25 protein-coding genes and 1 tRNA gene are annotated in these 25244 nt (G+C 32.5%); 14 read left to right on the forward strand and 12 right to left on the reverse strand.

Annotated features, from left to right (window positions below; translation table 11 throughout):
* From VBY68_RS13165 to VBY68_RS13205, 9 genes are all read right to left on the reverse strand, one after another.
* Window positions 1-1854: a M1 family metallopeptidase gene (locus VBY68_RS13165; protein WP_415269991.1), complete on the reverse strand. Its 1854-nt coding sequence runs from the start codon at window positions 1852-1854 to the stop codon at window positions 1-3.
* Between the two features lies 1 nt (window position 1855).
* A complete protein-coding gene (locus VBY68_RS13170) occupies window positions 1856-2260 on the reverse strand; it encodes a hypothetical protein (RefSeq protein WP_273694103.1) in 405 nt (134 codons plus the stop codon).
* A gap of 68 nt (window positions 2261-2328) precedes the next feature.
* The gene (locus VBY68_RS13175; protein WP_415269992.1) at window positions 2329-3948 is read right to left on the reverse strand and encodes a S8 family serine peptidase; all 1620 of its coding nucleotides are present in this window, start codon (window positions 3946-3948) and stop codon (window positions 2329-2331) included.
* Window positions 3949-3958: 10 nt separating this feature from the next.
* Window positions 3959-4804: an MBL fold metallo-hydrolase gene (locus VBY68_RS13180; RefSeq protein ID WP_099215003.1), complete on the reverse strand. Its 846-nt coding sequence runs from the start codon at window positions 4802-4804 to the stop codon at window positions 3959-3961.
* Window positions 4805-4935: 131 nt separating this feature from the next.
* Window positions 4936-6618: a helix-turn-helix domain-containing protein gene (locus VBY68_RS13185; protein WP_415269993.1), complete on the reverse strand. Its 1683-nt coding sequence runs from the start codon at window positions 6616-6618 to the stop codon at window positions 4936-4938.
* 247 nt (window positions 6619-6865) lie between these two features.
* A tRNA-Cys gene (locus tag VBY68_RS13190) sits at window positions 6866-6936 on the reverse strand.
* A 55-nt stretch (window positions 6937-6991) separates the two neighbouring features.
* The gene (gene folB, locus VBY68_RS13195) at window positions 6992-7354 is read right to left on the reverse strand and encodes a dihydroneopterin aldolase (RefSeq protein ID WP_415269994.1); all 363 of its coding nucleotides are present in this window, start codon (window positions 7352-7354) and stop codon (window positions 6992-6994) included.
* A gap of 134 nt (window positions 7355-7488) precedes the next feature.
* The gene (locus VBY68_RS13200) at window positions 7489-7701 is read right to left on the reverse strand and encodes a zinc ribbon domain-containing protein (RefSeq protein ID WP_121146520.1); all 213 of its coding nucleotides are present in this window, start codon (window positions 7699-7701) and stop codon (window positions 7489-7491) included.
* A 53-nt stretch (window positions 7702-7754) separates the two neighbouring features.
* The gene (locus VBY68_RS13205) at window positions 7755-10580 is read right to left on the reverse strand and encodes a VPS10 domain-containing protein (RefSeq protein WP_415269995.1); all 2826 of its coding nucleotides are present in this window, start codon (window positions 10578-10580) and stop codon (window positions 7755-7757) included.
* Window positions 10581-10722: 142 nt separating this feature from the next.
* Between VBY68_RS13205 and VBY68_RS13210 the strand changes: the two genes are divergently transcribed.
* The 9 genes from VBY68_RS13210 to VBY68_RS13250 all read left to right on the forward strand — a co-directional run bounded on the left by VBY68_RS13210 (window position 10723) and on the right by VBY68_RS13250 (window position 18031).
* Window positions 10723-11625 carry an ATP-grasp domain-containing protein gene (locus VBY68_RS13210; RefSeq protein WP_415269996.1) on the forward strand — a complete coding sequence of 301 codons (903 nt, stop codon included), beginning with the start codon at window positions 10723-10725 and terminating at the stop codon, window positions 11623-11625.
* Entirely contained in the window at window positions 11592-12557 is a 966-nt protein-coding gene (locus VBY68_RS13215) for a succinylglutamate desuccinylase/aspartoacylase family protein (protein ID WP_415269997.1), read from the forward strand. Before VBY68_RS13210 ends, VBY68_RS13215 begins: the two co-directional genes overlap by 34 nt.
* Window positions 12558-12633: 76 nt before the next feature.
* A complete protein-coding gene (locus VBY68_RS13220; protein ID WP_099214995.1) occupies window positions 12634-12888 on the forward strand; it encodes a hypothetical protein in 255 nt (84 codons plus the stop codon).
* A 132-nt stretch (window positions 12889-13020) separates the two neighbouring features.
* Entirely contained in the window at window positions 13021-14343 is a 1323-nt protein-coding gene (locus VBY68_RS13225; RefSeq protein ID WP_415269998.1) for a DEAD/DEAH box helicase, read from the forward strand.
* Between the two features lie 110 nt (window positions 14344-14453).
* Window positions 14454-15236, forward strand: coding sequence for a DUF4382 domain-containing protein (locus VBY68_RS13230; protein ID WP_415269999.1), 783 nt, complete (start codon window positions 14454-14456; stop codon window positions 15234-15236).
* A gap of 82 nt (window positions 15237-15318) precedes the next feature.
* Entirely contained in the window at window positions 15319-15903 is a 585-nt protein-coding gene (locus VBY68_RS13235) for a Crp/Fnr family transcriptional regulator (RefSeq protein WP_124587983.1), read from the forward strand.
* Between the two features lie 73 nt (window positions 15904-15976).
* Complete coding sequence (locus VBY68_RS13240) at window positions 15977-17269, forward strand: aminopeptidase P family protein (RefSeq protein WP_415270000.1); 1293 nt, start codon at window positions 15977-15979, stop codon at window positions 17267-17269.
* A gap of 112 nt (window positions 17270-17381) precedes the next feature.
* Window positions 17382-17612 (forward strand): PLD nuclease N-terminal domain-containing protein, encoded by a 231-nt coding sequence (locus VBY68_RS13245; protein ID WP_415270001.1) that lies wholly within the window; start codon window positions 17382-17384, stop codon window positions 17610-17612.
* On the forward strand, window positions 17609-18031 hold the full coding sequence (locus VBY68_RS13250; protein ID WP_415270002.1) for a hypothetical protein: 423 nt from the start codon (window positions 17609-17611) through the stop codon (window positions 18029-18031). The genes VBY68_RS13245 and VBY68_RS13250 overlap by 4 nt, the downstream gene beginning before the upstream one ends.
* Before the next feature lie 77 nt (window positions 18032-18108).
* On the opposite strand, the gene VBY68_RS13255 is transcribed toward VBY68_RS13250, so the two are convergent.
* From VBY68_RS13255 to VBY68_RS13265, 3 genes are all read right to left on the reverse strand, one after another.
* Complete coding sequence (locus VBY68_RS13255) at window positions 18109-18471, reverse strand: cupredoxin domain-containing protein (protein ID WP_121146511.1); 363 nt, start codon at window positions 18469-18471, stop codon at window positions 18109-18111.
* Between the two features lie 104 nt (window positions 18472-18575).
* A complete protein-coding gene (locus VBY68_RS13260; protein WP_415270003.1) occupies window positions 18576-19133 on the reverse strand; it encodes a carboxymuconolactone decarboxylase family protein in 558 nt (185 codons plus the stop codon).
* A gap of 388 nt (window positions 19134-19521) precedes the next feature.
* Window positions 19522-20367, reverse strand: coding sequence for a helix-turn-helix domain-containing protein (locus VBY68_RS13265; protein WP_121146510.1), 846 nt, complete (start codon window positions 20365-20367; stop codon window positions 19522-19524).
* Window positions 20368-20449: 82 nt separating this feature from the next.
* Between VBY68_RS13265 and VBY68_RS13270 the strand changes: the two genes are divergently transcribed.
* The 5 genes from VBY68_RS13270 (at window position 20450) to VBY68_RS13290 (ending at window position 25240) form a co-directional block, all read left to right on the forward strand.
* Complete coding sequence (locus tag VBY68_RS13270; protein ID WP_415270004.1) at window positions 20450-21070, forward strand: DUF6973 domain-containing protein; 621 nt, start codon at window positions 20450-20452, stop codon at window positions 21068-21070.
* Window positions 21071-21757, forward strand: a complete 687-nt coding sequence (locus VBY68_RS13275) for an alpha/beta fold hydrolase (RefSeq protein ID WP_415270005.1) — start codon at window positions 21071-21073, stop codon at window positions 21755-21757.
* Window positions 21758-21766: 9 nt separating this feature from the next.
* Complete coding sequence (locus VBY68_RS13280; RefSeq protein ID WP_415270006.1) at window positions 21767-22351, forward strand: alpha-ketoglutarate-dependent dioxygenase AlkB; 585 nt, start codon at window positions 21767-21769, stop codon at window positions 22349-22351.
* A gap of 183 nt (window positions 22352-22534) precedes the next feature.
* A complete protein-coding gene (locus tag VBY68_RS13285) occupies window positions 22535-23212 on the forward strand; it encodes a succinate dehydrogenase cytochrome b subunit (protein WP_099214983.1) in 678 nt (225 codons plus the stop codon).
* 12 nt (window positions 23213-23224) lie between these two features.
* Window positions 23225-25240 carry a fumarate reductase/succinate dehydrogenase flavoprotein subunit gene (locus tag VBY68_RS13290; RefSeq protein ID WP_124587939.1) on the forward strand — a complete coding sequence of 672 codons (2016 nt, stop codon included), beginning with the start codon at window positions 23225-23227 and terminating at the stop codon, window positions 25238-25240.
* Window positions 25241-25244 lie beyond the last annotated feature (4 nt).

A 25244-nucleotide genomic window follows, 5' to 3' on the forward strand; every position in this document is an offset into this window, starting at 1 on the left:
TTACTTTACTGGATATGTATTGTTTCCTAAGTTAATATCTGCCATTAATTTAGACGGATCAATTTCAACTGATTTTACATCCTTTTGGGTTGTAAAAGTATATGTTGGATGTGCAAAAGTCCAATCAGTAATAACTGTCGCATTGGTTGGTTTTTCTCCACGCATCATACGTAACGGAATATTGAATGATTCTTTTGAACCATCGGTATAAGTTACCTCAACATCAATTGGCATTGGCATTTGACCAATACGCTCTAATGTGATTTCTTTTCCATTTACTGCTTTAATTCCATAATCAATAGTATGTGTTGTTTGCGTCCATTCATTTAAATACCAATCTAACTGAAGTCCTGAAACTTTTTCAGCAGTGCGCTTAATATCATTTGGGGTTGGGTGTTTAAAAGAAAAATCTTCAAAATACTTTTTCAACGTTTTTGCTACATTTTCTTTTCCTATAACATACTCTAATTGAGATAAGAAAATGTTTCCTTTAGAATAACTAGCAATTCCGTATGCTGTATTTGTGTTATATCTGTCGGCGTGTGTTGTTAAAGGCTCTTCTAAATTGTTACCTACTACATAATTGTAGCCTCTGTAAGATCCTGCATGTGGATTTTCTTTTCCTTCTCCTAAAATTTCATTTTCTGCTTTGTTTGAAATATAGGTCGTAAACCCTTCGTCCATCCAAGGATGTTTACTCTCATTAGTTGCTAATAAGAACTGAAACCAAGTGTGTGCCATTTCATGAGCAGTTACACCAAACAAGCTTCCCCATTTACGTTGCCCTGTAATTAATGTACACATTGCATACTCCATTCCACCATCTCCTCCTTGAATAACTGAATATTGCTTGTATGGATATTGCCCAATATTTTCACTAAAATACTTCATTAATTCAGCTGTTTTAGGCTGTAATTTTTTCCAGTTTTCTAAATATTCAGCTTCTAATGTTTTCTTGTATAGGAAATGTAAGTCGATTCCGTTATCCATTTTATACGTATCGTGAATAAACTCTGGATCAGCTCCCCAAGTAAAATCATGCACATTTGGTGCTGTAAACTTCCAAGTTAATTTATCTCCTGAAGGTACATTTAATGGTTTCGTTTTGTCTTCATAACCATGACCTACTTCTTGCGGGTTCTGCACATATCCAGTTCCTCCAACTACATAGTTTTTATCAATATGAAGTGTTACATCAAAATTACCCCAAACTCCGTGGAATTCTCTTCCTAAGTATGGTGGTGTATGCCAACCTTCAAAATCGTATTCTGCCATTTTAGGGTACCACTGTGTCATTGACAAAGCAACTCCTTCTGCACTATTACGCCCCGAACGACGAATTTGTTTTGGTACTTGTGCATCAAAACTCATATCAAACGTTACACTTTCTCCTGGTTGAATTGATTTATTTAATGTTACTTCTAAAATCGTTCCAACAGTCTCGTGTTTTACTATCGATCCATCTTGTTTTAATGAATTAACTTTAATGTATCCTATTTCTGATGGTGATAGTTTACTAATACGATCTCCTACTCTTCTGTCTGGATCTTTAATGTTTCTTGAACGAACATCCATTTGAGAGTTTGGTTGAAATGCATTAAAGTATAAGTGATAGAATACTTTATTTAATACATCAGGTGAGTTGTTTGTATACACCAATTTTTGTGTTCCTTTGTATTGATATGTTTTAACATTCATATCAATATCCATAGTATAATCAACGTGTTGTTGCCAATACCCTTTGTTAGATTGTTTGTGTACTTTTGTTTTTGTTACGATTTTGTTAGTTGTACTATTTACTGTAGCACAAGAAATAACCGGTAACAATAAAAGGCTTAAGATTATTTTCTTCATATTAAACTAGTTTAATTCCCATTGAGATTAGTGTTTTCTTAAAATCACTTAGTTCTTTTTCGTTTTTTAATACTGGAAAACTACGTCTTTTTCCGTTACATAATTTTAGAAAAATTCGTTCTTTTCCATAGACTATTCTTGTTTCTATTCCTTCAATTTCATTAAGCAAGTATTTAGACTTCCATGATCTTTTTGTTATATAATAGAATATTACTATTACAGAAACCGCCGCAAGTAAAAGCATAAAAATAAAAAGAGTTTCATTGTTTTGATAACTCATTAAATACAACTGAACTCCCATATTAATTCCGTTAATTAACATCAAACAGATTATTAACCATGAATGCATTGGTACTTCATCTTTAATTGTTAATTCTTGCGTTTTCTTGTTAAACTCTAATTGCATGATGCTTTCTTATAACAAAAAAAGAGCATCAAATAACAATGCTCTTTTTTAATCTATCTAAATATATATTACTTTCTTCCGTTTACCATTCTATCTGCCATTCTAACTGCATTATATGCATTTACAACACGCCCTGATACTGATAACTCTGAGAAAGGAACCTTCTCATCTCTTGTTCCTGGTTTAATAACCTCTAAATCTATTTTAGTTCCAGAATTCATTAAAATGTGCTTTACTTGACTTGCTGTTAATTCAGGATAGTAAGAACGTACTAATGCTGCAACCCCTGCTGCTGCTGGAGACGCCATAGAAGTTCCGTTAAACTTCTTGTATTCATTATCAGGAGTTGTTGAATATACTTGCACTCCAGGAGCAAATACATCTACATTCTTTTTACCATAATTAGAGAAATTTGCAGGTAATTCTTCATTGTACTTAGCACTCATAGCTCCAATAGTTAAAAAGTTGTCTGCTACTTCATTTACTAAATCTGGCGCATCGTTAGGGAAAGTCTTCTCTACATCAATATTTTTACCATCATTTCCTGCTGCGTTTACAATTAATACATCTTTTGATGCTGCGTATTTAATTGCATCGTAAACCCACTCTTTGTTTGGTGAAAATCCTTTACCAAAACTTGTATTGATTACTTTTGCTCCATTATCAACTGCATAACGAATACCTAAAGCAACATCTTTATCATACTCATCTCCATCAGATACTGAACGTACAGCCATGATTTTAACATTAGCAACACCGTTCATTCCTTTACCATTTTCTCTTGCTGCTCCAATTATACCTGATACGTGAGAACCGTGTGCTTCCCCTTTTTCAGAATGACCTGTATTACCATTTCCGTACCCTGGCTTATCATTGATATCATATGCATTATCACCAACAACAGTACGGTAATCAGTTTTTAAATTATCTCCTTTTATTGTCTTTTCAGCATTTTTAATACCCTTTTCAAAGTATTCTTTAGCTTCTTCTAGCGTATCAAAATAACCAAACATTCTAGTTGCAAAGTTTTTTGCATTGCTTAACATCTCGTCATTTGTATTGATAGCTTCTACTTCGTCTTTAGTATAGGTTGATTTTCCAAAGTATTTGGTAAATGCTTTATCAGCATCTGAAACCATTCCTTTTAAACCTCCATAACGAGCAACTGTTTTCTTTGCCTCTGCTATTTTCTCAGCTTGATACGCTTTTACTTCTGCTAAGGTTTCAGCATCTGCAACTTCTGGCTTCATTAAAATACGCTCATACTCTAAATGCTCTTTATAAGCATCTCCTAAGAAATTCCATCCGTTAACATCATCAACATAACCATTTTTATCATTGTCAATTCCGTCTCCAGCTATTTCTTTAGCATTTACCCAAGCTACATCAACTAAGTCTTCATGTTTTAAATCAGTTCCTGAATCAACTACACCAACTACAACTCCTACATGCTTCTTACCTTTTAAGAACTCATAGGCTTTATTTACACTCATTCCTGGAATTGTATCTGTGGCCAAGTCTAAATGTTGCCAGTTTTCTTGCTCATAGTCTGTTAATTCAGCTTTTTTTGCTGGAATATTCACTACGGTATTACTTCCTGCTGGCACAGGGATTTTGCTTACTGTTTTACAGCTAGCTAAGGTAGCCACTGCAATTGCCGAGTAAAATACGGGCTTTAAAACTCTCATAATCTTTATCTTAATTAAAAATATCTGTAAACTTAAATGTTTCTTTTAAACGAACTCCTTTTTCTGTATGCTTTACTGTTATTACTTCGTTGTATGCATCGTGTTCTAAAAACAGATAAAATTCTTTATCGGCTGCTTCGTTTAAAAAAGCTTCTTTTTCTTTTAAGGTAAGTAGTGGCCTTGTATCATACCCCATAACATAAGGCAAAGGAACATGACCTGCTGTTGGCAATAAATCTGCCATAAACACCAATGTTTTTCCTTGATATTCTATTTTCGGTAGCATTTGTTTTTCGGTATGTCCATCTTTAAACAGCACATCAAACCCAACATAATCTTTTGCATTTAGATGTAAAAAGTTTAGTTGTCCGCTTTCTTCAATTGGTAAGATGTTTTCTTTTAAAAAAGATGCTTTTTCTCTCGCATTTGGATGTACTGCCCAGTCCCAATGACGTTGATTACTCCAAAAGCGTGCATTTTTAAAAGCTGGTTCGTACCCTGTTCTATCTTTGTTCCATTGAATTGCTCCTCCACAATGGTCGAAGTGTAAGTGTGTTAAAAACACATCGGTAATATCATCTCTATGGAAACCATATTTTGCTAAAGAAGTGTCTAATGAAAAGTCTCCATATAGATAGTAGTATCCAAAAAATTTATCGGATTGCTTATTACCAATACCTGTATCAATCAGTGTTAAACGATCACCATCTTCAATTAGCATACAGCGCATGCCCATTGAGATCATGTTGTTTTCATCGGCTGGATTTGTCTTTTGCCAAATCGTTTTCGGAACTACGCCAAACATAGCGCCTCCGTCTAATTTAAAGTTTCCTGTTTCTATCGGATAAATTCGCATAGCTACAAAGATGCAGAATTTTAGCGAATTAATTTGTTAAGGAAAACAAAAAGTGCCTAGTTTCTAGAAATGCTATCTGCCATAATTAAAGCATTGTACGCATTTAGACTTTCCGAGTGATTTTTAAAAAATCATAAAAGGTTATCATCTCTTTTTTCTAATTCTTTCAAAAAATAAGAAGGCTTGATTCCTTTAGCTTTAAAAAATGCCTTAGAAAACGATTCTGCGTTGTTAAAACCTGCCTCATTAGCAATGGCTTTTACTGTATATTTTCTTAAAATAGCATCTTTTTTTAACCTCTCTATAATATGTGAGATTCTTAAATCACTCAGATAAGCAGAAAAAGATTTACCTTTATAATAGTTAACTACTTTAGATAGGTACTGAGTATTAGTATTTAACTCTTTTGACAGAGAACTTAATGTAATATTATTAGCTATAAATTTCTGTTCTTTTTCAAACTTATTCAATCCTTTTAAAATAGCTTCACTAATTTGTTTCGGTATTTTAATATGTTCTTTTGGCTTTTTTACAACTTTAATAACTTCCTTAGAATTAATTACTTCTTCGAATCTTTGTTTATAAACTCTCTTCTTGTAATATTGATAAATAAAAAGAACCAATAATAAAACTACCGCTAGAGAAATGACTATAATAATAGAATGAAAAAAAACTTTATTCTTTTTCATTTGTTTTATCACAGTTTCTTTTTCTGACTTTAATTTTGGAATATCATACTCTCTGTAAATTTTTCTATTTAAATATCTCTCATTATAGTTTATAATACTATCATATTTAATAAGCCTGTTAATGTATAAAAGATGATTTTTTAAATTATTCTCTTTCTTATATTTATCAATTAAAACTTCATATGCTTCTCTGATAAATAAAAAAACTGGTTTCTCTAACTGGAATAAAGAATCTACTTTCTTGTATGCTTTAATTTTTTGTTTCTCTTCATTAATTCCCTTATATGATTTACCCAGATAGAAATAAATATAAATTAAGTAATTATCTAAGTTTTTATCTTTAAAAAAAGAAGTTTCCTTTTTAAGAATATCAATAGCCTCTCTATAATTTTTTTTATGGCACTCAATAATACCTTTATTCATGTTTAGATGACGGTACCTAAGCGTATCTCTTGATTTTAGAGATATTTTTTTACCCAGCTCCACATAGTATTCTGCTGAATCTATACTTTGTGAATCTGTATAAAGGTTTGCTAGTTCCATTATTGAACTTAACCTTCTATTTTTTAAACTATTCTTCTCTGCATATTCTAAATTTTCTTTAAAAATTACAGCCGCTTCATCATAGATTTGAAGCCTTCTTTTCAATGAACCAATGCTATGCTTAATACTAAACGCTAAAGACTTATTATTATGCTTTTCTGTATATTCCAGTGCTAATAAATAGTTATCAATCGCATCATCGTACTGATATTTTTTTTGATAGTAATGCCCTTTTTTCATATAGGCAACTGATGGGTAGTATTTAATACTCTCCTCAGACATTAAACTAATAACACTATCACTATATTTCAATACTCTATTATCCTCATATAAATCTGATAAAACCCAATAGCCTGCGGAAATTCTTTGTCTGTGTTTTTCTCTCTTAGCTACCTTTAAGAAAGCTTTTATATATCTAATTTTTTCTTCTTTTTTTTCACTTTTTTCATAGTAAGAAAACAACTCTTCCATTGTTTTACTCGAAAGGGTATCAACTTTACTTTGTCCAAAAGAACTTATGAACAAAAACAAGAAAAAGAATAGTGTAACCTGTTTTTTATATGTCTTTAATTTATTTTTCATTTCTCTACTAATTCCTTTTACTTTTTTCACTAAAAAAAACCATTCAATGTTTTTTAAATTTTACAAAGGCAAATGTAATAGCAGACAAGACAAACACACATATATACTTAGAGGTATTAATCGATATTTATAAATAACTGCCTTTTTCATCTCGTTTTAAATAAGAATACTACAATTTATGGCAACAACAAATGCCTCAAATAGAATTAAACAAAAAAGCTCATCAAATTTGATGAGCTTTTTCTTGAGGTGTCGAGCGGATTCGAACCGCTGTAGATGGTGTTGCAGACCACTGCCTAGCCACTCGGCCACGACACCTTATATTGATAAGGACTGCAAATTTACAGCTTTTATCTTTTTTTGCAAGCTTTTTTTACTTTTTACGCACATCTGATAAAACAATTGCTACCTCAGCAACATTTCCGCCAATTGGTGGGTTAATTTTTGCTACGCTAACTTCCGCTTCATCAACCAGTTGTATTTCTTTAAAGATTCTATCTAAAATTCGTTGAGCAACATGCTCTAGTAATTTAGAACGAATTGCCATCTCTTCTTTTGCAATTTGATTCAAATGCACATAATCTACCGTATCAACCAAATCATCGGTTTGTGATGATTTTTGTAAATCGGCTTTTACTTCGATATCTACTCTATATTCCGAACCTATTCTAGCTTCTTCATCTAAGCATCCGTGATTTGTAAAAACACGAATGTCGTTTACACGTATAATTCCCATGACGCAAAAATAGCAATGTTTACTTATTTAAAAGCATTCTTCGTGTTTTTTCAATAATCGTAAAAAGACCTTAACAATATTATTCATTTCTTAAAATAATAAGATTTCTCACTTCGTTCGAAATGACGTGTTTATTAATTCGTAAAGAAATCGAATATGTTGCTTAAAGCACTCGTTCTCGCTTTGTAAAACTCAGTATAACTACATCTTTTACATGTTACACTCGTAAACTTTTTGTTTTGTACATCAAAAATTTTAGACAATGTCCCTCCTGTAGCCCTCATTTCAGCTACTTCATAGGTTTTGTTATCACATTTCGGACAGGTATAATTTAATGGCTTACTCATAAATACTTTTAGTTTTTATTTATAAGAGTCGAAAAATTAAAAAATGTTACAAACTACTTTATTTCAAATGTTTGATTCAACTCACCCATCGTTACTTTATATTTTCCTTTTGGTAAATAGTACTTGTCATTCTTTGCTTTTTTTACCTCAGCTTCTTTGTGTTTCTTTAAGTACTTTTTTCTTCCTTTTTCAGAAAAAGAAACATCATACACCACTTCATTAAATCCTTTTGTTGCATTCGTTTTTATAGTGTTTACCAAAACTTTATCTGAGTATACTTCTAATACAACTTCTTTATCTGCATTTACATAAAACGGAATTGTAATTTTTGGTGTATTTGGTTCTAACCATTTACTCCAAGAACTACCCCAAGATTTTCTTTTCTTAATATCCTTAATGCTGAAAACAGCCTCTTTATTATCAAATTCTTGTAAAGAAGTAATATTTGCTTTGTACAAACTACGCCCGTGTGTTCCTACTAATAAATGCTTTGCTTTGGGTTGAATTACTAAATCGTGTACCGCTACATTTGGTAATCCGTTACTAAAAGCCTCCCATGTTGAACCTTGATTAAAAGAAACATACAATCCGTTATCGGTTCCTAGGTATAGGATATTTTCTTTTTCAGGGTCTTCCTTAATCACATTTACCGCAGAAGTTGGAATATTATTACTGATGTTTTTCCATGTTTTTCCATAATCATCAGACACGTATACATATGGCGTAAAATCGTCAAAACGGTATCCGTTTAAGGTAACATACACTCGTTCTTTTTTATATTTTGAAGCTATTACACGACTTACCCATAAATTTTGTGGAAAAGAATTTGAAACCCTCTCCCAACTTCCTCCTCCGTTTTTAGTCACCTGTACCAATCCATCATCAGAACCTACATAGATTAGTCCAAATTGAAATGGGCTTTCAGAAATGGTAGTTAAAGTTCCGTAAGCTACGTTTCCTTCCTTTTCTCCTTTGGTTAAATCTCCTGAGATTTCTTCCCAATTATCACCTTTATTTAGTGAGCGGTGTAACTTATTTCCTCCTAAATACAAGATGTCTTGATTATGTTTTGATAACTGAATAGGAGTTTGCCAATTGAATCGATATGCTGGTTTATCTTTTTCTGGTTTTGGTTGAATATAAGTTTGTTTTCCTGTAGCTCTATCTATTCGATAATAGTTTCCAAATTGATATCCTGTATACACAATGTTTGGGTTTCTATCATCAACAGCAACTTGCATACCGTCACCTCCCATTAAACTTTCATAAGGATTCTTTCCTGTTTGATGCCAACTTTTGTCAATTTTTGCATTGTGATTTCCAACCCAAACGCCATTATCTTGCATTCCTCCATACACCTTATAGTTTTCTTGATTATCGGCATATACAGTGTAAAACTGCCCAACAGCTGGTTCATTTAATTTAATCCAGCTTTCACCGTCATCATAAGAGATATTCAAACCACCATCATTCCCATCAATTAAGTGCCCTTGTTTTTTTGGATTTACCCACAATGCTTGATGATCAGCATGAACATTTTCTTTGCTAATAGATGTAAATGTTTTTCCACCATCTTTCGATTTTAAAATTGGAACTCCCAATACATAGATTCCATTTTGGTCTTGCGAATCAACACGAATTTCTCCAAAATAATATCCATACGAATAGTATAAATCATCTAAATGACCCTCATGTGTTTTTTTCCAAGTTTTTCCTCCATCGGTAGTTTTAAAAACCTCAGCTCCTATTACTGGAGTATCAAATAATGCAGCATTAGCATCTTTTAAGTAACCAATCAAATCACTTGGTCTCATTTCCCCTGGGCTTGAACGTATAATTTGTTTTACATTCTCTGCACGATATTTCTCTTGAAGACCATTCATTTTGATATATGAATTCAACTTTTTGTCTTTCATATTTAAAAACTCATCAACAGAAATTGATGCAAGTTCTTCTTTTGTCAGAGCACCAGATCCTTTTGCATTTTTAGTAGAGTCTTTTTTTCTTCGGAATTGATTATCATGAAAAGCGTATACTGTGTTTTCGTCATATACGGCTAACCCTATTCTACCAACTCCTTTACCATTTGGAAAACCATTATTATCAGAAATTTTAGTCCAAGTATTTCCTGCATCAGTCGATTTATAAATTGCTGAATTTTTCCCGTCTCCATCAAAATTCCATGCTTTACGCTCGCGTTCCCAAGCAGCAGCATATAAAATATTGAAGTTGTTTGGTACTGGTTGAATATCTATAATCCCTGTGTTTTCATTAATAAATAAGGTTTTTGCCCAAGTTTTTCCTCCATCAGTAGTTTTAAAAACTCCTCTTTCTTTGTTTGATGAGTATAAATGACCAATAGATCCAACGATTACCTCATCAGGATTGTTTGGATTGATTAAAATACGACCTATGTGATGTGAATCTAGTAGCCCTACATTTGTCCAATTTTTACCTTTATCGGTAGATTTTAAAATTCCAATCCCAGCATATGACGAACGAGAAGAATTATTTTCTCCTGTACCTACCCAAATTGTCCCATTTTTCCAATCTACAGCAATATCACCCACATTTTGTGTTGGAGAATTATCTAAAACTGGAGTAAAAGTCGTTCCGTTATTATTGGTATGCCATACTCCTCCTGAAGCATATCCTACATAAAACTCTGTAGTATTTTCTGGATTTACATCAATATCTACCACACGTCCACTCATCACTGTAGGTCCAATGTTTTTAAACGGTATATTTTTTACGATGGAGTTTGTAATTAAAGCTTGCTTTTGTTGTAAAGCTTGCTGCATTTTTTCTGCTGATGTAGGCTGTTGCGCGACTACTGTAAACGGAAATAAAGCGATAAAAACTTTGGCTAAGATTCTCATTATAATTTGGTTTAGAAGAAGTGAAAATACTGTAAGCTAATAGTATTTCAAAAAAATTAACAGAATATTGAGAGACTTCTTTTTGAAGCTCTTGTCAAACAAAAAAATTATTAGCTTTGTTTAACCTCAAAATTTTTAGGCTATGACTATTTTTATTCTTTCTGTTAGTGACCAAATTTATTCAACACAAAGAATATACAAAGAAGCTCGTCGTCGTGGACATAAAGTTGAAATTATAAACCATTTAAAATGTTCTATAAAACTTGGCAATGGTAAGCCTGCTATTATATATAAAGGCAAAAATATTATTGATATTCCTGATATAATTATTCCTAGAATAGGTGTTTCTGCTATGAAACATGGGGCTACCGTTGTAAAAGAATTTGAAATGAACGGGGTATATAGTACCGCTAGTTATTTAGGTATTGTTGATGCACAGAACAAAGCTCGTACTTTACAAATAATGAGCAGAAATGGACTTCCTATTCCGCAGACTGTTTTTTCTGTTGACGCTGAAAATATTGGTGAACAAATAGATTTATTAGGTGGCTCTCCTGTAATTATTAAATTACAAGAAGGAACACACGGCTCAGGTGTAATTTTGGCTGAAAGTAAAAAATCTGCCATGTCTATCATAGATACCATGCACGGAACTAATACCAGTATTTTACTTCAAGAGTTTATAAAAGAAAGTAACAGTGAAGATATTCGTGCTTTTGTTGTAAATGGTAAAGTAATCTCTTCTATGAAACGTAAAGGACTGGAGGAAGATTTTCGTTCTAATATTCATAAAGGTGGTAGTGGACACAAAGTTACTTTAACTACTGAGGAAGAAGAAATAGCTATTAAAGCAGCTCAATACTTAGAACTTCCTATTGCTGGCGTTGATATGATACGATCAAAAAGAGGTCCCTTATTAATTGAAGTTAACTCGACTCCTGGATTACAAGGAATTGAAGCTTACACCAAGGATAATATTGCTAAGGCTATCATTAAATTTTTAGAAGAAAAATGTTCGAACAAAATTTTAAAAACGGAATCATAGAAATTCGTGGACAAAAAATTGGTTTAGGTGAATCTAAACTAATTAAAATTCCTATTGATAGATTGCCTACAGGAACTCTAATAGAAATTCCTGTGTATATTTTTAATGGTGACCAATTAGGGCCAACTATTCTACTACAAGGTGGTTTACATGGTGACGAAGTAAATAGTGTTGAATTAGTACGTAGAATGTTAATTGATAAATCGTACAAAATTCATCGTGGTTGTGTTATTGTAGTTCCATTATTGAACATTTTTGGTTTTTTAAACATGTCTCGCGATATGCATGGCAAAGATGTAAATAGAAGTTTTCCAGGTTCAAAAACTGGTTCTTTGGCAAGCAGAATGGCATATTACTTAATGAAAGAGATTACAAATAATGTAGATTTTGCTATTGATTTCCATACAGGAGGAGAACAACGAAATAACTTTCCGCAAATACGATATACTCCTGAAGATGATAGAGCTCTTCAGCTAGCCAATATTTTTAATGCTCCTTTTATGTTTGGCTCTAGACTTATTCCAAAATCTTTTAGAAATCAATGTTATAAAAACAATATTCCTGTAATTGTATATGAAGGAGGAGAATCATTAAGACTAGAAGAAAAAGCTATTCAACAAGGTATTAATGGAACTCTTCGTATTTTAAAACACTTTAAAATGGTAAAAGAAAGTATAGAAATACCTAAAAACCCAACTTCAATACACATTAATAAACACAAATGGGTTAGAGCTAAAGTTGCGGGCTTATTTACCCCTATTCTTCACAATGGAGAAAAAGTAAAAAAAGGACAGGTTTTAGGACATATTATGGATACCTATGGAGAAACTAATTTCTCAGTAAAGTCTCCTTATGACGGTTATATTATTGCTAAAAACAACTTCCCTATTATTAATATGGGCGACGCTTTATTTCATTTGGGTAAAATATAACAATCTGATTTTATTTGTTTTATACGTTAATTTTCACTTACTTTAATTCCAATTAACTAATCAAAAATTATAAATTATGGAATTTCTTATTAGCTTATTAAGCGGGGCAGTAGGTGGTAATCTTGCTGGTGCATTGTTAAAAAAGTTTTCTTTAGGTACCATTTGGAACTCTGTCGTTGGGATTTTAGGAGGAGGCCTAGGAGCTCAATTACTAGGAATGTTAAATGTTGATATTTCTGGTATTATCGGTAACATTGCAGCCAGTGGTGTCGGTGGAGCTGTTTTACTAGTTATTGTTGGTGTTATTAAAAGCGCCATGGCTAAAAGTTAAACACATACTAAAACTTAAAAAAAGACGTCTTAATAAGGCGTCTTTTTTATTTATAGCCGAAGCCCAATAAAATAGCAGTACCTTTGTTGGCTCATAGTAGTGTCTTCTTTAGGTACTACTGAAGAATTATATATGACATTTACATCGTTAGGTTTATCAAAAGCTTTAGTGAAAGCTGTAACCGAAAAAGGGTATGAAACTCCCTCTCCTATTCAAGAAAAAGCAATTCCAGTTATTTTAGAAGGCAAAGACGTATTAGCTTCTGCACAAACCGGAACAGGTAAAACAGCAGGGTTTACCTTGCCTATTTTACAAAACATATCAGAAAAAAAGAATCCAAAATATCGTCCAATCAAAGCATTGGTACTAACACCTACAAGAGAGTTAGCAGCTCAGGTATATGATAATGTGCGCGAATACAGTACACATTTAAATATTAAATCTACCGCTATTTTTGGCGGAGTAAAACCTAGTTCACAAATAGCAACACTTAAAAACGGAATTGATGTTTTGGTAGCTACTCCTGGTAGATTAATAGATTTACACGAACAAAATCAACTTTCTTTAAAACGTGTAGATGTTTTAGTTTTAGATGAAGCAGATAGAATGCTAGACATGGGTTTTTTACGAGATATTAAAAAAATAATCTCTTTTTTACCTCAAAAACGTCAAAACTTATTGTTTTCAGCTACTTTTTCCAAAGAAATAAAAAAATTAGCGCAAAGTATTTTACACAATCCTGTGATGGTTGAAGCAGCTCCTGAAAATACGACTGCTGAAAAAGTAAATCAGAAACTATACAAAGTTCCGAAAAGCAAGAAAACCGAATTAGTTGGTCAATTAATTTCAAAAGGGAATTGGAATCAAGTTTTAATTTTTACTCGAACTAAACATGGTGCTAATAGATTGACTGAAAAACTAGTTAAAAGAGGAATTTCTGCCGCAGCTATTCACGGAAACAAAAGTCAAGGAGCAAGAACTAAAGCCTTAAAAGGCTTTAAAGACAACTCTATTCGTGTTTTGGTAGCTACTGATATTGCTGCTCGTGGATTAGACATTCCATTGCTACCACATGTTATTAATTTTGAACTTCCAAACGTTCCTGAAGATTATGTACACCGAATTGGTAGAACAGGAAGAGCCGGTGCTAGCGGAGAAGCTATTTCATTAGTATCGCAAGAAGAGGAAGCATACTTAAAAAGTATTGAGAAGTTATTAGGACAAAAAATTATCGTTTCTCAGTTAGAAGGGTTTGATTTATCTACCATAAAAGATGAAATTAAAACTGAACGACCAAAGCAGCAACCTAGAAATAAACCAGCTAAAAAGCCGTTTAAAGCCTCTTCTGATCCAAAGAAAAAAACAAAAAAAACCTCAGCAGAAAACTCAAAAAAACATACTCCTAGAAAGCGAAACAACCGTAATAGAAGGAATAATAATAAAACACCTCAATAACAAATTTATCTTGCTCTTTATCAGTTATTTGAGAATCTTACTAATTAAACAAAGCAATATTTTGGTATAAATCTTGTTATAATTACTGTGTATTACAAAAACCAATAATTATGAAAAAACATGTTTTATTACTAGTTGCATTAGCAACTTTCTTTACCGCTTTTATTAGCTGTTCTAGTGACGACACCCCACAAATGTCTAAAGTAGCAGTACGCTTGGTAGATGCTCCTGGAGATTACGATGAAGTAAACATCGACGTACAGGATGTTATGATTAACTCTGGAGACGAAGAAAATGGTTGGCAAAGCCTTGGAAACGTTACTCCACAAGTATACAACTTACTTGAGTTAACAGGTGGTATTGACGCTTTATTAGTGGATACTGAAATACCTGCTGGTAAAATTGGTCAAATTCGCTTAGTTTTAGGTGATAACAATTCTATTGTTGTAAATGGAGAAACTTTTCCTTTAGCAACCCCTAGCGCTCAACAATCAGGATTAAAATTAAACGTACACCAAGATTTAGTAGGTGGTGTAAAGTACACGTTTATCTTAGATTTTATGGTTGATAAGTCAATCGTAGTTGAAGGTACTGGTGACTACAGCTTAAAGCCAACTATTAGAGTAACTACTGAAGCTGCTTCTGGAGCTATTTCTGGAATGGTAAATCCTTTTGAATACCAAGTAGAGGTTAGTGCTGTTTCTGGTACCGAAGAACCTATCACTGCTTTAACAAATGAAGAAGGTAAATTTATGTTACACGGAGTACCTGCTGGTACTTATAGCGTAACTTTTAATCCTGATGAAGCTTCTGGATTAACTGCTAAAACAGTTGAAGAAGTTACTGTAGTATTAGGAGAAAATACAGATATGGGAACAGTTGAGTTAGAATAACTCACTTAACATAAATTATTTCAAAGGATGCTGTAAAAAGCATCCTTTTTTTATACTTTTAAGCTAAAATTTATTTCCATAAATGGACGCTTCTAAAAAAGCTATTACACAGCGCATACAAAACATCATAAATGATGAAAACTTAAACACGTTAATTCCAGAAATTATTGACTGTTTTAAAGAGTTTTCCTTATCAAAAAATGAATTTCTAGTAAAAAAAGGAGAAGCTTGTCGGTATTTCTGTTTTGTAGAGAGTGGTATTTTACAATACGCTGTTACCGTTTCTGGACAAGAAAAAACCACCTATTTAGCTTTAAGAAACGGATTCGCCTCATCCTTAAAGAGTTTTTTGCAACAAACTCCTTCCCCTAAAAATATAAAAGCATTAAGCGCCTGTAAACTTTGGGGGTTAAAAATTAATGATTTTAAACACCTAATGAAAAACAACAAGGCTTTTCATCAATTTTATTACAACTTTATAGAAAATCAAATTTTTTTAATTGACGATTACCGTATTGATTTGTTGACCTTAACTCCTGAAGAACGTTATAAAAAGCTACTCGTAAATGAACCCAAATTACTTCAAGAAGTCCCACTACATTATTTAGCTTCATTTTTAGGAATTTCTACTCGACATATGAGTAGAATTCGAAAAAATATAAATTAGCGCCAAATGGCTAATATTTGCACAGTTTCTTTCCGTATTTTTGAGGGAATCTTATCAATTTAATTGAATCATTATGAAGTACGACGCAATAAACAGTCAATTATTTATAAAAAATCGCAAAAACTTTATGGCTCAAATGAAGCATAATAGTTTAGCCGTTTTTAACTCAAACGATATTTACCCTGTAAGTGCCGATAGCACTTTACCTTTTGAACAACATCGTGATATTTTCTTTTTAAGTGGTGTTGATCAAGAAGAGAGTATCTTAATTTTATTTCCTGATTGTCCGAAAGAAAATTTACGTGAAGTACTATTTTTACGTGAAACTAATGAGCATATTGCTGTTTGGGAAGGTGAAAAACTAACCAAAGAAAAGGCTTTAGAAACTAGCGGAATTAAAAACGTACACTGGTTACAAGATTTAGAAAAAGTATTAGCTGAAATGATGGCTTTAGCTGATACCGTTTATATTAATACCAACGAGCACTATCGTGCAAATGTTGAAACTGAAACTCGTGAAGCACGTTTTACTAAGTGGCTATTAAACAAATATCCTGCACATTCAGTAGCAAAAAGTAACCCTATTTTACAACGTTTACGTTCAGTAAAAGATCAAATTGAAATTGATTTAATTCAAACTGCTTGTGATATTACTGAAAAAGGATTTAGACGTGTATTAGATTTCGTAAAACCAGGAGTTTGGGAATACGAAATTGAAGCAGAATACATTCACGAATTTATCAGAAATCGATCTAAGAAATTCGCTTATACACCTATTATTGCTTCAGGTAACAATGCAAACGTGTTACACTACATTGAAAATAACCAACAATGTAAGGCTGGTGATTTAATTTTAATGGATGTTGGTGCTGAATACGCTAACTATTCATCAGATATGTCTCGTACAATTCCTGTTTCTGGACGTTTTACAGACAGACAAAAAGAGGTATATAATGCTGTAAATCGTGTAAAAAATGACGCGACAAAAATGTTAGTTCCAGGAACTCTTTGGGCTGAGTATCATGTTGAAGTTGGTAAATTAATGACTTCGGAATTATTAGGTTTAGGGTTATTAGACAAAGCAGATGTTCAAAACGAAGATCCTAACTGGCCAGCATACAAAAAGTATTTTATGCACGGTACTTCTCACCACATGGGGCTAGATACGCATGACTACGGATTGTTACATGAGCCAATGCAAGCAAACCAAGTATTTACAGTTGAACCTGGTATTTATATTCCTAATGAAGGTTTTGGTATTCGTTTAGAGGATGATGTTGTTGTTCAAGAAACAGGTGAGCCATTCAACTTAATGCGCAACATACCTATTGAAGCTGACGAAATAGAAGATATTATGAATAAATAGTATCATTTCCCATACTTTTAAAAACGTCATTAAAACTCCTTTTTTTGGAAATTTTAATGACGTTTTTGTTTTTCTTGTTTTTTACTATTTTTAGTGTTTAAAAATTGTTATGATGATGACTTATTTAGAAATGATTGGAGTATGGCAACTAATTTTAATCTTAATTATTTTAATTGGAATTATTCCAACAATTATTGCTCTTGTTGATATTTTAAAAAGTGAGTTTAAAGGAAACAATAAAATTGTTTGGATTCTCGTTGTTTTATTAGCTAACTTTTTTGGTACTGTTTTATATTTCCTAATTGGAAGAGAACAAAAAATAAACAAAAACCCTTCACGATGAAAAACCTACTTTACATATTCGCTTTCGCACTTATTTCATGTGCTTCTAGCCAAATAAACAAATTTGATAATTCCGATTTGGTCGGAACTTGGAATTGGACCAATACCGATGGTGGTTTTGGAAACCACATTCATAAAACCCCTGAGTCACTTAGTAAAAAAGTACAACTTACCTTAGAAAAAAACTATCAGTTTTCAATTTTTGAAGATGGTAAAGAAACTTTAAAAGGTACCTATACTCTAACAATGAAAAAAGCTATTTATTCAAATAAAGAAGAAAGATTCATACAACTATCTGGTGACCAACAAATTTCTGGAATTATACTGTCAGGAATCATTAGAGTTACAAAACCTAACGTCTTAGAGATTTCCGATAATAATTACGACGGACTAGGAAGCATGTTTTCACGTGTTGAATAAATAAAATCTCTTTTTATTAAAAACACAAAAGAGCCCTAAATAAGGGCTCTTTAAAATTATTAATCAAATTTTAATTATTACTTCACCGTTAAAGTGTATTGAGGTGTTGGATTCAACGGGCAAAAGTAAACGTACTCTCCTTTTGTTAAGGTTACTTTTTTAGAGCTTGACTTACTATTGTTTTTTACCAAAGATGTTACGTATGCATTTTTTATATGATGCTTTTCATCTGTTTTTCCCTTTGGCGCTAATACAAAACCTACATCATGTCCAACATTTTTATTAGAAATTTCAAAAACATACGTTCCTTCAGAAAGTGTTAAAGACTGTTGGGTAAACTTTCCTTTTGTTTGTTCTAAAGAAATGGTTTTTGCTTTTTGTGCATTTGCTGTAAATGCAAATCCTACTAATAATACTAAAATAGCTACTACTTTTTTCATTTTTATTGATTTTTATGGTTTTACTTTTTTTTAAGACGAATAGCTTTGCAACCAAAACCCCATAACTACACTCTGTTAATAAGGCTACAAGAGCTATTCGTTTTTTATGCGTTTTGTTTAAACTTACCTGCTTCTACTTTTGGAAAATCAACTTCGGTTTCTGCAATATGGTTTACATAATTTGTTAAGGTATTTGCAACAACATTTAAAACGATTTCTAAAATATCTCCGTCGTTATATCCTGCTGCTTTTACCTCAGTTATTTCTGCTGAACTCACATTTCCTTTGTTTTTTGTAACACTTTGCGCAAATTTTAAACCTGCTTTGGTTTTAGCACCAGAAGCCTCAGCTTGTCTGTTTTGTTCAATTTCTTCTTCTGATAAACCATTATTTTTTCCTATGGCTGTGTGTGCAGATAAACAATAGTTACATTCATTTTCTTCTGCAATAACTAAAGCTAATTGCTCTCTAAACTTGTTTGAAAAGTTTCCACTTCCGTTTAATTCTCCTAAGCTTAAATAACTTTGTAAAAGTGCTGGTGAATTCCCCATTACTTTAATTAGGTTTGGAATAAATCCTAACTTATTTTGAACTGCATCAAACAATTCTTTTGATTTTCCTGTTGTGGTTTCTGGATCTAAAGTTTCAATTCTTGTACTCATAATTTTAATGTTGTCTTTTTAGTTTATTTTTTCGCAGTTACATAATTCTCTTTCTGGAAACTGCTCGTCGTATTCTTGATATCCCCAACAATTTGGGCATTGGTTAATTTCTGTTCTCATAATTCGTTGTTTTTGAATTCTGGTACAAAGGTGCGACAGGAATAGACCTTAAAAAATGGACAAAGGTTCTTAAAACTTGGACATACTGTTTTGCTAACAGTTTTCTTACAAAAAGCTAGCTTTTTATTCACGGTTTCATAAAGTACAGGTAACGTATTAACATGTTTACTGTAGTACTTTTATCTCGTCGAAAAAAGGTTGTTTGTATTAGTGTAACAAAAAACTTTATTAGTTGTGTAGTTTACCACGCGTTGCGTGGTTTTTTCTTTTATAAGCTATAGCTTCTTTTAAATTGTTTTGGCGATTGCCCAGTAGATTTTGTAAAAAATCGAGAAAAGTACGCAGGGTCATTGAATCCTAAATCAAAAGCAACTTCTTTAATAGAATCATCTGTATATAACAACAACCTTTTTGCTTCGGTTATAATTCTATTTTTTATAAAGTCGCTTGGTGTTTCTGTTCCTATTTTTTGAAGGTGTTTGGTTAAGGATTTTGGTGATAAACCTAATCGATAGGCATATTCTGTAACTCGGTGTATCTTTTTAAAATTTTGTTCTACCAATAAACTAAAATCTTTAAAAAGCTTGGTTTCTACACTCTCCTTTACAACATCTTTTTCTTTTTTTATCCGTACAGAATATACAATAAATTGTTTTAAAAGCGATTGTAACATATCGTATTGCGCTGTTTCTTCTAACTCAAACTCCTCTATTAAATTTTGAAGAATAAAATCTAATTTTGAGACTTCTTTTCCTGAAGGTACTACAAAAGGTGTTTCATATATATTATTAAACAATACCCCATTACACGATACCTCAGCATCGTGCGTTTGAATACAGTAAAAATCTCTAGTAAAACTAAGTTGATAAGCTTCTTTAATTTTTTCTGATTCTACTGAAAACACTTGTCCTGGTGATAAAAAAAACAATACTCCATCTTCAAAAGAATAACTTTTAAAATCGATGTTATATCTACCTGTTCCTTCTTTTATCCAAAATACTTTGTATTGATCTATTTGCTGTGGTGAGTTTACCACACATAGTTCTTCAAACTGAACTGTTTGTAACGAAAAAATATTTTGATAGGAATAGTTTTGAATATCTTGTACCGCCATTTATACATAGTTTTATCGTTTGTCGAAAAAAACAGGAAGAGCTGACAAAACCAATATATCTTTGATTTAAAAAAATATTTTAATGCAAAAAGTATTTATCATAGTTTTCATGATTTTTAATCTTGTAACCAACGCCCAATCCAACTGGCAACAATTTAAAAAACTACAAGGAGCTCAAAAAACATGGGTACTACTCCACCCTTTTAAAGCTAAAAAAGCTTTTATTGTTTCACGTGAAGCATTAAGAGTAAGTGACTCTCTAAGAGTTTCTCCCCTACTAGACGGGGATTACGCAGGTGGACAAGTAGATGCATTTCGTCATGCTTTTTGGATGGCTTTATTACAACAAGAAATTGGAGAAAACGCAGCCCGTTCACTTGGTAAGGCTCACGAAAAAGACAACTACAAAACATACAAAGACAGAAAGTTAGAAGATGGTGTTATTCCTGATAAAATTTCTTCTGAAATGGATTTATTTAACAATGAGGTTGGCTTAACTTTATCTAAAAAAGGTAACAACCTTCCTAAAAGGGGATTGATTTACAGAGTAATCAATGCTATACTCCAAGGAAAATTAAAAATTATTAAAAAAGATAAAAAAGGAAATTTTTTAACTTGTGATGATAAAATCATTTCTAAAGAGTCTCTCAAAAGAAAGTGGAAAAACAACAAATGTTTAGTCAATTCTAATTACAACCAATAAATGCAAAAGGTATATTTTATTTCAGGTACAATGTGTACAGTAGATTTATGGCAATTTGTTTTTCCTAAGTTAGAAAATATACAACCTATTCATATTGATATTACTCCTGCTAACTCTTTTAAGGAAATTAATCAAACTATACTGAATTACATTGAAGAACCTGCTGCAATTATTGGGTTTTCTTTAGGTGGGTTTTCCGCCATGAACTTTAGTGTTCACTATCCTGAAAAAGTAAAAAAGTTGGTTGTAGTTGCTGCCAACACTGATGGATTAAACGATAACGAAATCCAATTGCGAAAAAACACTATTGACTTTTTAGAAAAACACACCTACAAAGGAATCTCTCAAGCAAGAATTCAACAATTTCTATATCCAGATAATCACAGTAATTCCGAAATTATTTCTGTTATTAAAAAAATGGATGCTGATTTAGGAAAAGATGTACTACTCCGTCAATTAAAAGCAACTTCAACTAGATTAAATATTTCACAAAAAGTTTTAAATTTAAACATACCTATCCTTTTTATTGCTGCCGAAAATGATGCGCTTATCAAACCAAAAAAACTAAAAGAGCTTGCCAATAAAACTGAAAAAGGAACATATATAATGATTAAGAATTGTGGTCATATGGTTCCTCTTGAAAAACCTGAAGAATTGGCATCAATACTGAACTTAACCATCAACTAACAATATAAAATGTCAACTAACCTTAACAATGTTATCAGTTACAACCCTAATTTTTTACCTGAAAAAGAAGCTACAGAGTTATTTAAGCAATTAACAAGCCTCTCTGAACTCACAAATATGATGGAAATTAAACTTTCTTCTGATGATGTAATTAAATACAACTTTGGTAAATTAATGTTTGTTGACTCTGATTTGATAAGGAAAAATGTTTTTCCAAAATCAGATTGGGGAAACATTATGGAATGGCCAAAATATATGTTTCCAATAAAAAAACAGATTGAAGAACTTACTGGACAAGAATTTAAAACTTGTGTTTGTATTTATTATCCTGATGGAAACTCTGGTATTGATTATCACTCAGATAAAATGGCTTTTGGAAACACTGATATTATTCCTTCAATTAGTTTAGGTGAAGAACGTTTATTTTATATCCGAGAAAACAAAACGATGGTTGAAAACAAAATACTTTTAAAGCACGGAAGTTTGTTGGTTATGGAAGAACGCTGTCAAGAATACTACGAACATAGCCTACCTGAAAACCCTAAATATTTAAACCCAAGAGTTAATTTAACGTTTAGAAAATACGGTTTTTAAAAGCATCCATACCAAAAAACATTGACTCACCTCCATTCATACCCTCATAAACATTAAGAAAAACAGTTTTTTAAAACTATTATTTAAACCCATTCTAAATATTTAAGAAAACAATTCGTAAAGTTTGTTCAAGTACTGTCATCCTCTTAAATTTGTGCTATTATTTAATCAACAAACAAAATAATGAGCGGATTACTAAAATCTTCTATCGGAAGAAAGTTTGCCATGGCACTTTCGGCATTCTTCCTGATGTTTTTCTTATTACAACATTTTGCAATTAACATTACTTCGATTTTTCCAGATAACGGAGCAACATTTAACAAATTGTCGCACTTTATGGGGACGAATCCGTTAATTCAATATGTAATGCAACCAATTTTAATTATTGGTGTAGTGTTTCACTTTGTAATGGGATTCATCTTAGAAATTAAAAACAAAAGTGCACGTAAAGTTAGCTATGCTAAAAATAACGGAGCTGCAAATTCTACTTGGATGAGTAGAAACATGATTTACAGTGGAGCTGCTATTTTAGCATTTATTGTATTACACTTTATCGATTTTTGGTTTCCTGAAATCAACACCAAATTTATTCAAGGTGATTGGAGTGGTTTACACGATGGTGAGTTTAGGTACTTCCATGAATTACAACACAAATTCTTAAGCCCTATTAGAGTTGGTGCTTATGTAATTGCTTTTGTATTCTTAGCTTTACACTTATTACACGGATTTAATTCTGCTTTCCAATCTGTGGGAGCAAATAATAAATATACTAAAGGATTGAAAACTTTTGGTAAGCTTTACGCAATCTTAATTCCGTTAGGATTCGTAATTATTGCATTATTTCATCATTTCAATCACTAATACGCAACAAGTATGGCAACTTTAGATTCAAAAATTCCAAAAGGTCCATTAAAAGATAAATGGACAACTTATAAAGATAAAATTGACTTGGTAAACCCTGCTAACAAGCGTTTAATTGACGTTATTGTAGTAGGTACTGGTTTAGCGGGTGGTTCTGCTTCTGCAACTTTAGCAGAATTAGGATATAACGTTAAAGCTTTTGCTTACCAAGATTCACCTCGTCGTGCACACTCTATTGCAGCACAAGGTGGTATTAACGCTGCAAAAAACTATCAAGGAGATGGTGACTCTTTTTACCGTTTATTTTACGATACAGTAAAAGGTGGAGATTACCGTTCTCGTGAAGCAAACGTTTACCGTTTAGCTGAGGTTTCTGCAAACATCATCGATCAATGTGTGGCGCAAGGAGTTCCTTTTGCTCGTGATTATGGTGGACAATTAGATAACCGTTCGTTTGGTGGGGTATTAGTATCTCGTACTTTCTATGCGAAAGGCCAAACTGGTCAGCAATTATTATTAGGAGCTTATTCAGCAATGAACCGTCAAATTGCTCGTGGTAAGATTGAAATGTTCAATCGTCATGAAATGTTAGATTTGGTAATTGTTGATGGAAAGGCTCGTGGTATTATTGCTCGTAACTTAGTTACTGGTGAAATTGAGCGTCACTCTGCACACGCAGTAGTAATTGCTTCTGGTGGATACGGAAATGTGTATTTTTTATCAACCAACGCAATGGGGTCTAACGCAACAGCGGCTTGGAAAGTTCACAAAAAAGGAGCATTCTTTGCAAACCCTTGTTACACGCAAATTCACCCAACTTGTATTCCTCGTTCAGGTGACTACCAGTCTAAATTAACCTTAATGTCAGAATCGTTACGTAACGATGGTCGTATTTGGGTTCCTAAGAAAATGGAAGATGTATTAGCAATTAGAGAAGGAAAATTAAAACCAACTCAAATTGCTGAAGAAGATAGAGATTACTACTTAGAAAGAAGATATCCTGCATTTGGTAACTTAGTACCTCGTGATGTAGCTTCTCGTGCTGCAAAAGAGCGTTGTGATGCTGGTTATGGTGTAAACGCTACAGGAGAAGCTGTTTACTTAGACTTTAAATCGGCGATTGAACGTTACGGTAAAGAGCAGTGTAAATTACACGGAATTAAAAACCCTACTCAAGAAAAAATTATTGAGGAAGGTGAAAAAGTAGTAGAGGCTAAATACGGGAACTTATTCCAAATGTATGAAAAGATTGTTGATGACAATCCATATAAAACACCAATGATGATTTATCCTGCAACTCACTATACAATGGGTGGAATTTGGGTAGATTATAACTTAATGACTACCATTGATGGTTGTTATGCTATTGGTGAAGCAAACTTCTCTGATCACGGTGCTAACCGTTTAGGAGCTTCTGCATTAATGCAAGGTTTAGCTGACGGATATTTCGTATTACCTTATACAATCGGTAATTACTTATCTAATGATATCCGTACAGGTAAAATTTCAACTGAAACTAAAGAATTTGAAGAAGCTGAGAAAGCAGTTAAAGATCGTATCAATTTCTTCATTAACAATAAAGGAGAACATTCTGTAGATTATTACCACAAGAAATTAGGAAAAATCATGTGGGAAAAATGTGGAATGGCACGTAACGAACAAGGTTTAAAAGAAGCTATGGCTGAAATTAAAGCGTTACGCGAAGACTTCTGGAAAAACGTAACTGTTCCAGGAGATGCGAATGAAATGAACCCAGAATTAGAAAAAGCAGGAAGAGTTGCTGATTTCTTAGAGCTTGGAGAATTATTCGCTAAAGATGCCTTAAACAGAACAGAATCTTGTGGAGGTCACTTTAGAGAAGAGTCTGTTGAATTAGACGGGCCTCAAAAAGGAGAAGCAAAACGTGATGATGCTAATTTTGCTTACGTTGCTGCTTGGGAATATAAAGGTGAACCAGCTGATGCTGTTTTACACAAAGAAGAATTAGAGTTTAACGATATTGAATTAAAACAACGTTCATACAAATAAGAGA

The sequence above is a fragment of the Tenacibaculum ascidiaceicola genome, from assembly GCF_047470925.1.
GTDB classification, from domain to species: domain Bacteria; phylum Bacteroidota; class Bacteroidia; order Flavobacteriales; family Flavobacteriaceae; genus Polaribacter; species Polaribacter discolor.

What these genes read in the sequence shown, in the direction of transcription:
- VBY68_RS13165 (WP_415269991.1), bottom strand. Translation starts at nt 1,854, where the DNA reads ATGAAGAAAATAATCTTAAGCCTTTTATTGTTACCGGTTATTTCTTGT.
- VBY68_RS13170 (WP_273694103.1), bottom strand. Translation starts at nt 2,260, where the DNA reads ATGCAATTAGAGTTTAACAAGAAAACGCAAGAATTAACAATTAAAGAT.
- VBY68_RS13175 (WP_415269992.1), bottom strand. Translation starts at nt 3,948, where the DNA reads ATGAGAGTTTTAAAGCCCGTATTTTACTCGGCAATTGCAGTGGCTACC.
- VBY68_RS13180 (WP_099215003.1), bottom strand. Translation starts at nt 4,804, where the DNA reads ATGCGAATTTATCCGATAGAAACAGGAAACTTTAAATTAGACGGAGGC.
- VBY68_RS13185 (WP_415269993.1), bottom strand. Translation starts at nt 6,618, where the DNA reads ATGAAAAATAAATTAAAGACATATAAAAAACAGGTTACACTATTCTTT.
- folB (WP_415269994.1), bottom strand. Translation starts at nt 7,354, where the DNA reads ATGGGAATTATACGTGTAAACGACATTCGTGTTTTTACAAATCACGGA.
- VBY68_RS13200 (WP_121146520.1), bottom strand. Translation starts at nt 7,701, where the DNA reads ATGAGTAAGCCATTAAATTATACCTGTCCGAAATGTGATAACAAAACC.
- VBY68_RS13205 (WP_415269995.1), bottom strand. Translation starts at nt 10,580, where the DNA reads ATGAGAATCTTAGCCAAAGTTTTTATCGCTTTATTTCCGTTTACAGTA.
- VBY68_RS13210 (WP_415269996.1), top strand. Translation starts at nt 10,723, where the DNA reads ATGACTATTTTTATTCTTTCTGTTAGTGACCAAATTTATTCAACACAA.
- VBY68_RS13215 (WP_415269997.1), top strand. Translation starts at nt 11,592, where the DNA reads ATGTTCGAACAAAATTTTAAAAACGGAATCATAGAAATTCGTGGACAA.
- VBY68_RS13220 (WP_099214995.1), top strand. Translation starts at nt 12,634, where the DNA reads ATGGAATTTCTTATTAGCTTATTAAGCGGGGCAGTAGGTGGTAATCTT.
- VBY68_RS13225 (WP_415269998.1), top strand. Translation starts at nt 13,021, where the DNA reads ATGACATTTACATCGTTAGGTTTATCAAAAGCTTTAGTGAAAGCTGTA.
- VBY68_RS13230 (WP_415269999.1), top strand. Translation starts at nt 14,454, where the DNA reads ATGAAAAAACATGTTTTATTACTAGTTGCATTAGCAACTTTCTTTACC.
- VBY68_RS13235 (WP_124587983.1), top strand. Translation starts at nt 15,319, where the DNA reads ATGGACGCTTCTAAAAAAGCTATTACACAGCGCATACAAAACATCATA.
- VBY68_RS13240 (WP_415270000.1), top strand. Translation starts at nt 15,977, where the DNA reads ATGAAGTACGACGCAATAAACAGTCAATTATTTATAAAAAATCGCAAA.
- VBY68_RS13245 (WP_415270001.1), top strand. Translation starts at nt 17,382, where the DNA reads ATGATGACTTATTTAGAAATGATTGGAGTATGGCAACTAATTTTAATC.
- VBY68_RS13250 (WP_415270002.1), top strand. Translation starts at nt 17,609, where the DNA reads ATGAAAAACCTACTTTACATATTCGCTTTCGCACTTATTTCATGTGCT.
- VBY68_RS13255 (WP_121146511.1), bottom strand. Translation starts at nt 18,471, where the DNA reads ATGAAAAAAGTAGTAGCTATTTTAGTATTATTAGTAGGATTTGCATTT.
- VBY68_RS13260 (WP_415270003.1), bottom strand. Translation starts at nt 19,133, where the DNA reads ATGAGTACAAGAATTGAAACTTTAGATCCAGAAACCACAACAGGAAAA.
- VBY68_RS13265 (WP_121146510.1), bottom strand. Translation starts at nt 20,367, where the DNA reads ATGGCGGTACAAGATATTCAAAACTATTCCTATCAAAATATTTTTTCG.
- VBY68_RS13270 (WP_415270004.1), top strand. Translation starts at nt 20,450, where the DNA reads ATGCAAAAAGTATTTATCATAGTTTTCATGATTTTTAATCTTGTAACC.
- VBY68_RS13275 (WP_415270005.1), top strand. Translation starts at nt 21,071, where the DNA reads ATGCAAAAGGTATATTTTATTTCAGGTACAATGTGTACAGTAGATTTA.
- VBY68_RS13280 (WP_415270006.1), top strand. Translation starts at nt 21,767, where the DNA reads ATGTCAACTAACCTTAACAATGTTATCAGTTACAACCCTAATTTTTTA.
- VBY68_RS13285 (WP_099214983.1), top strand. Translation starts at nt 22,535, where the DNA reads ATGAGCGGATTACTAAAATCTTCTATCGGAAGAAAGTTTGCCATGGCA.
- VBY68_RS13290 (WP_124587939.1), top strand. Translation starts at nt 23,225, where the DNA reads ATGGCAACTTTAGATTCAAAAATTCCAAAAGGTCCATTAAAAGATAAA.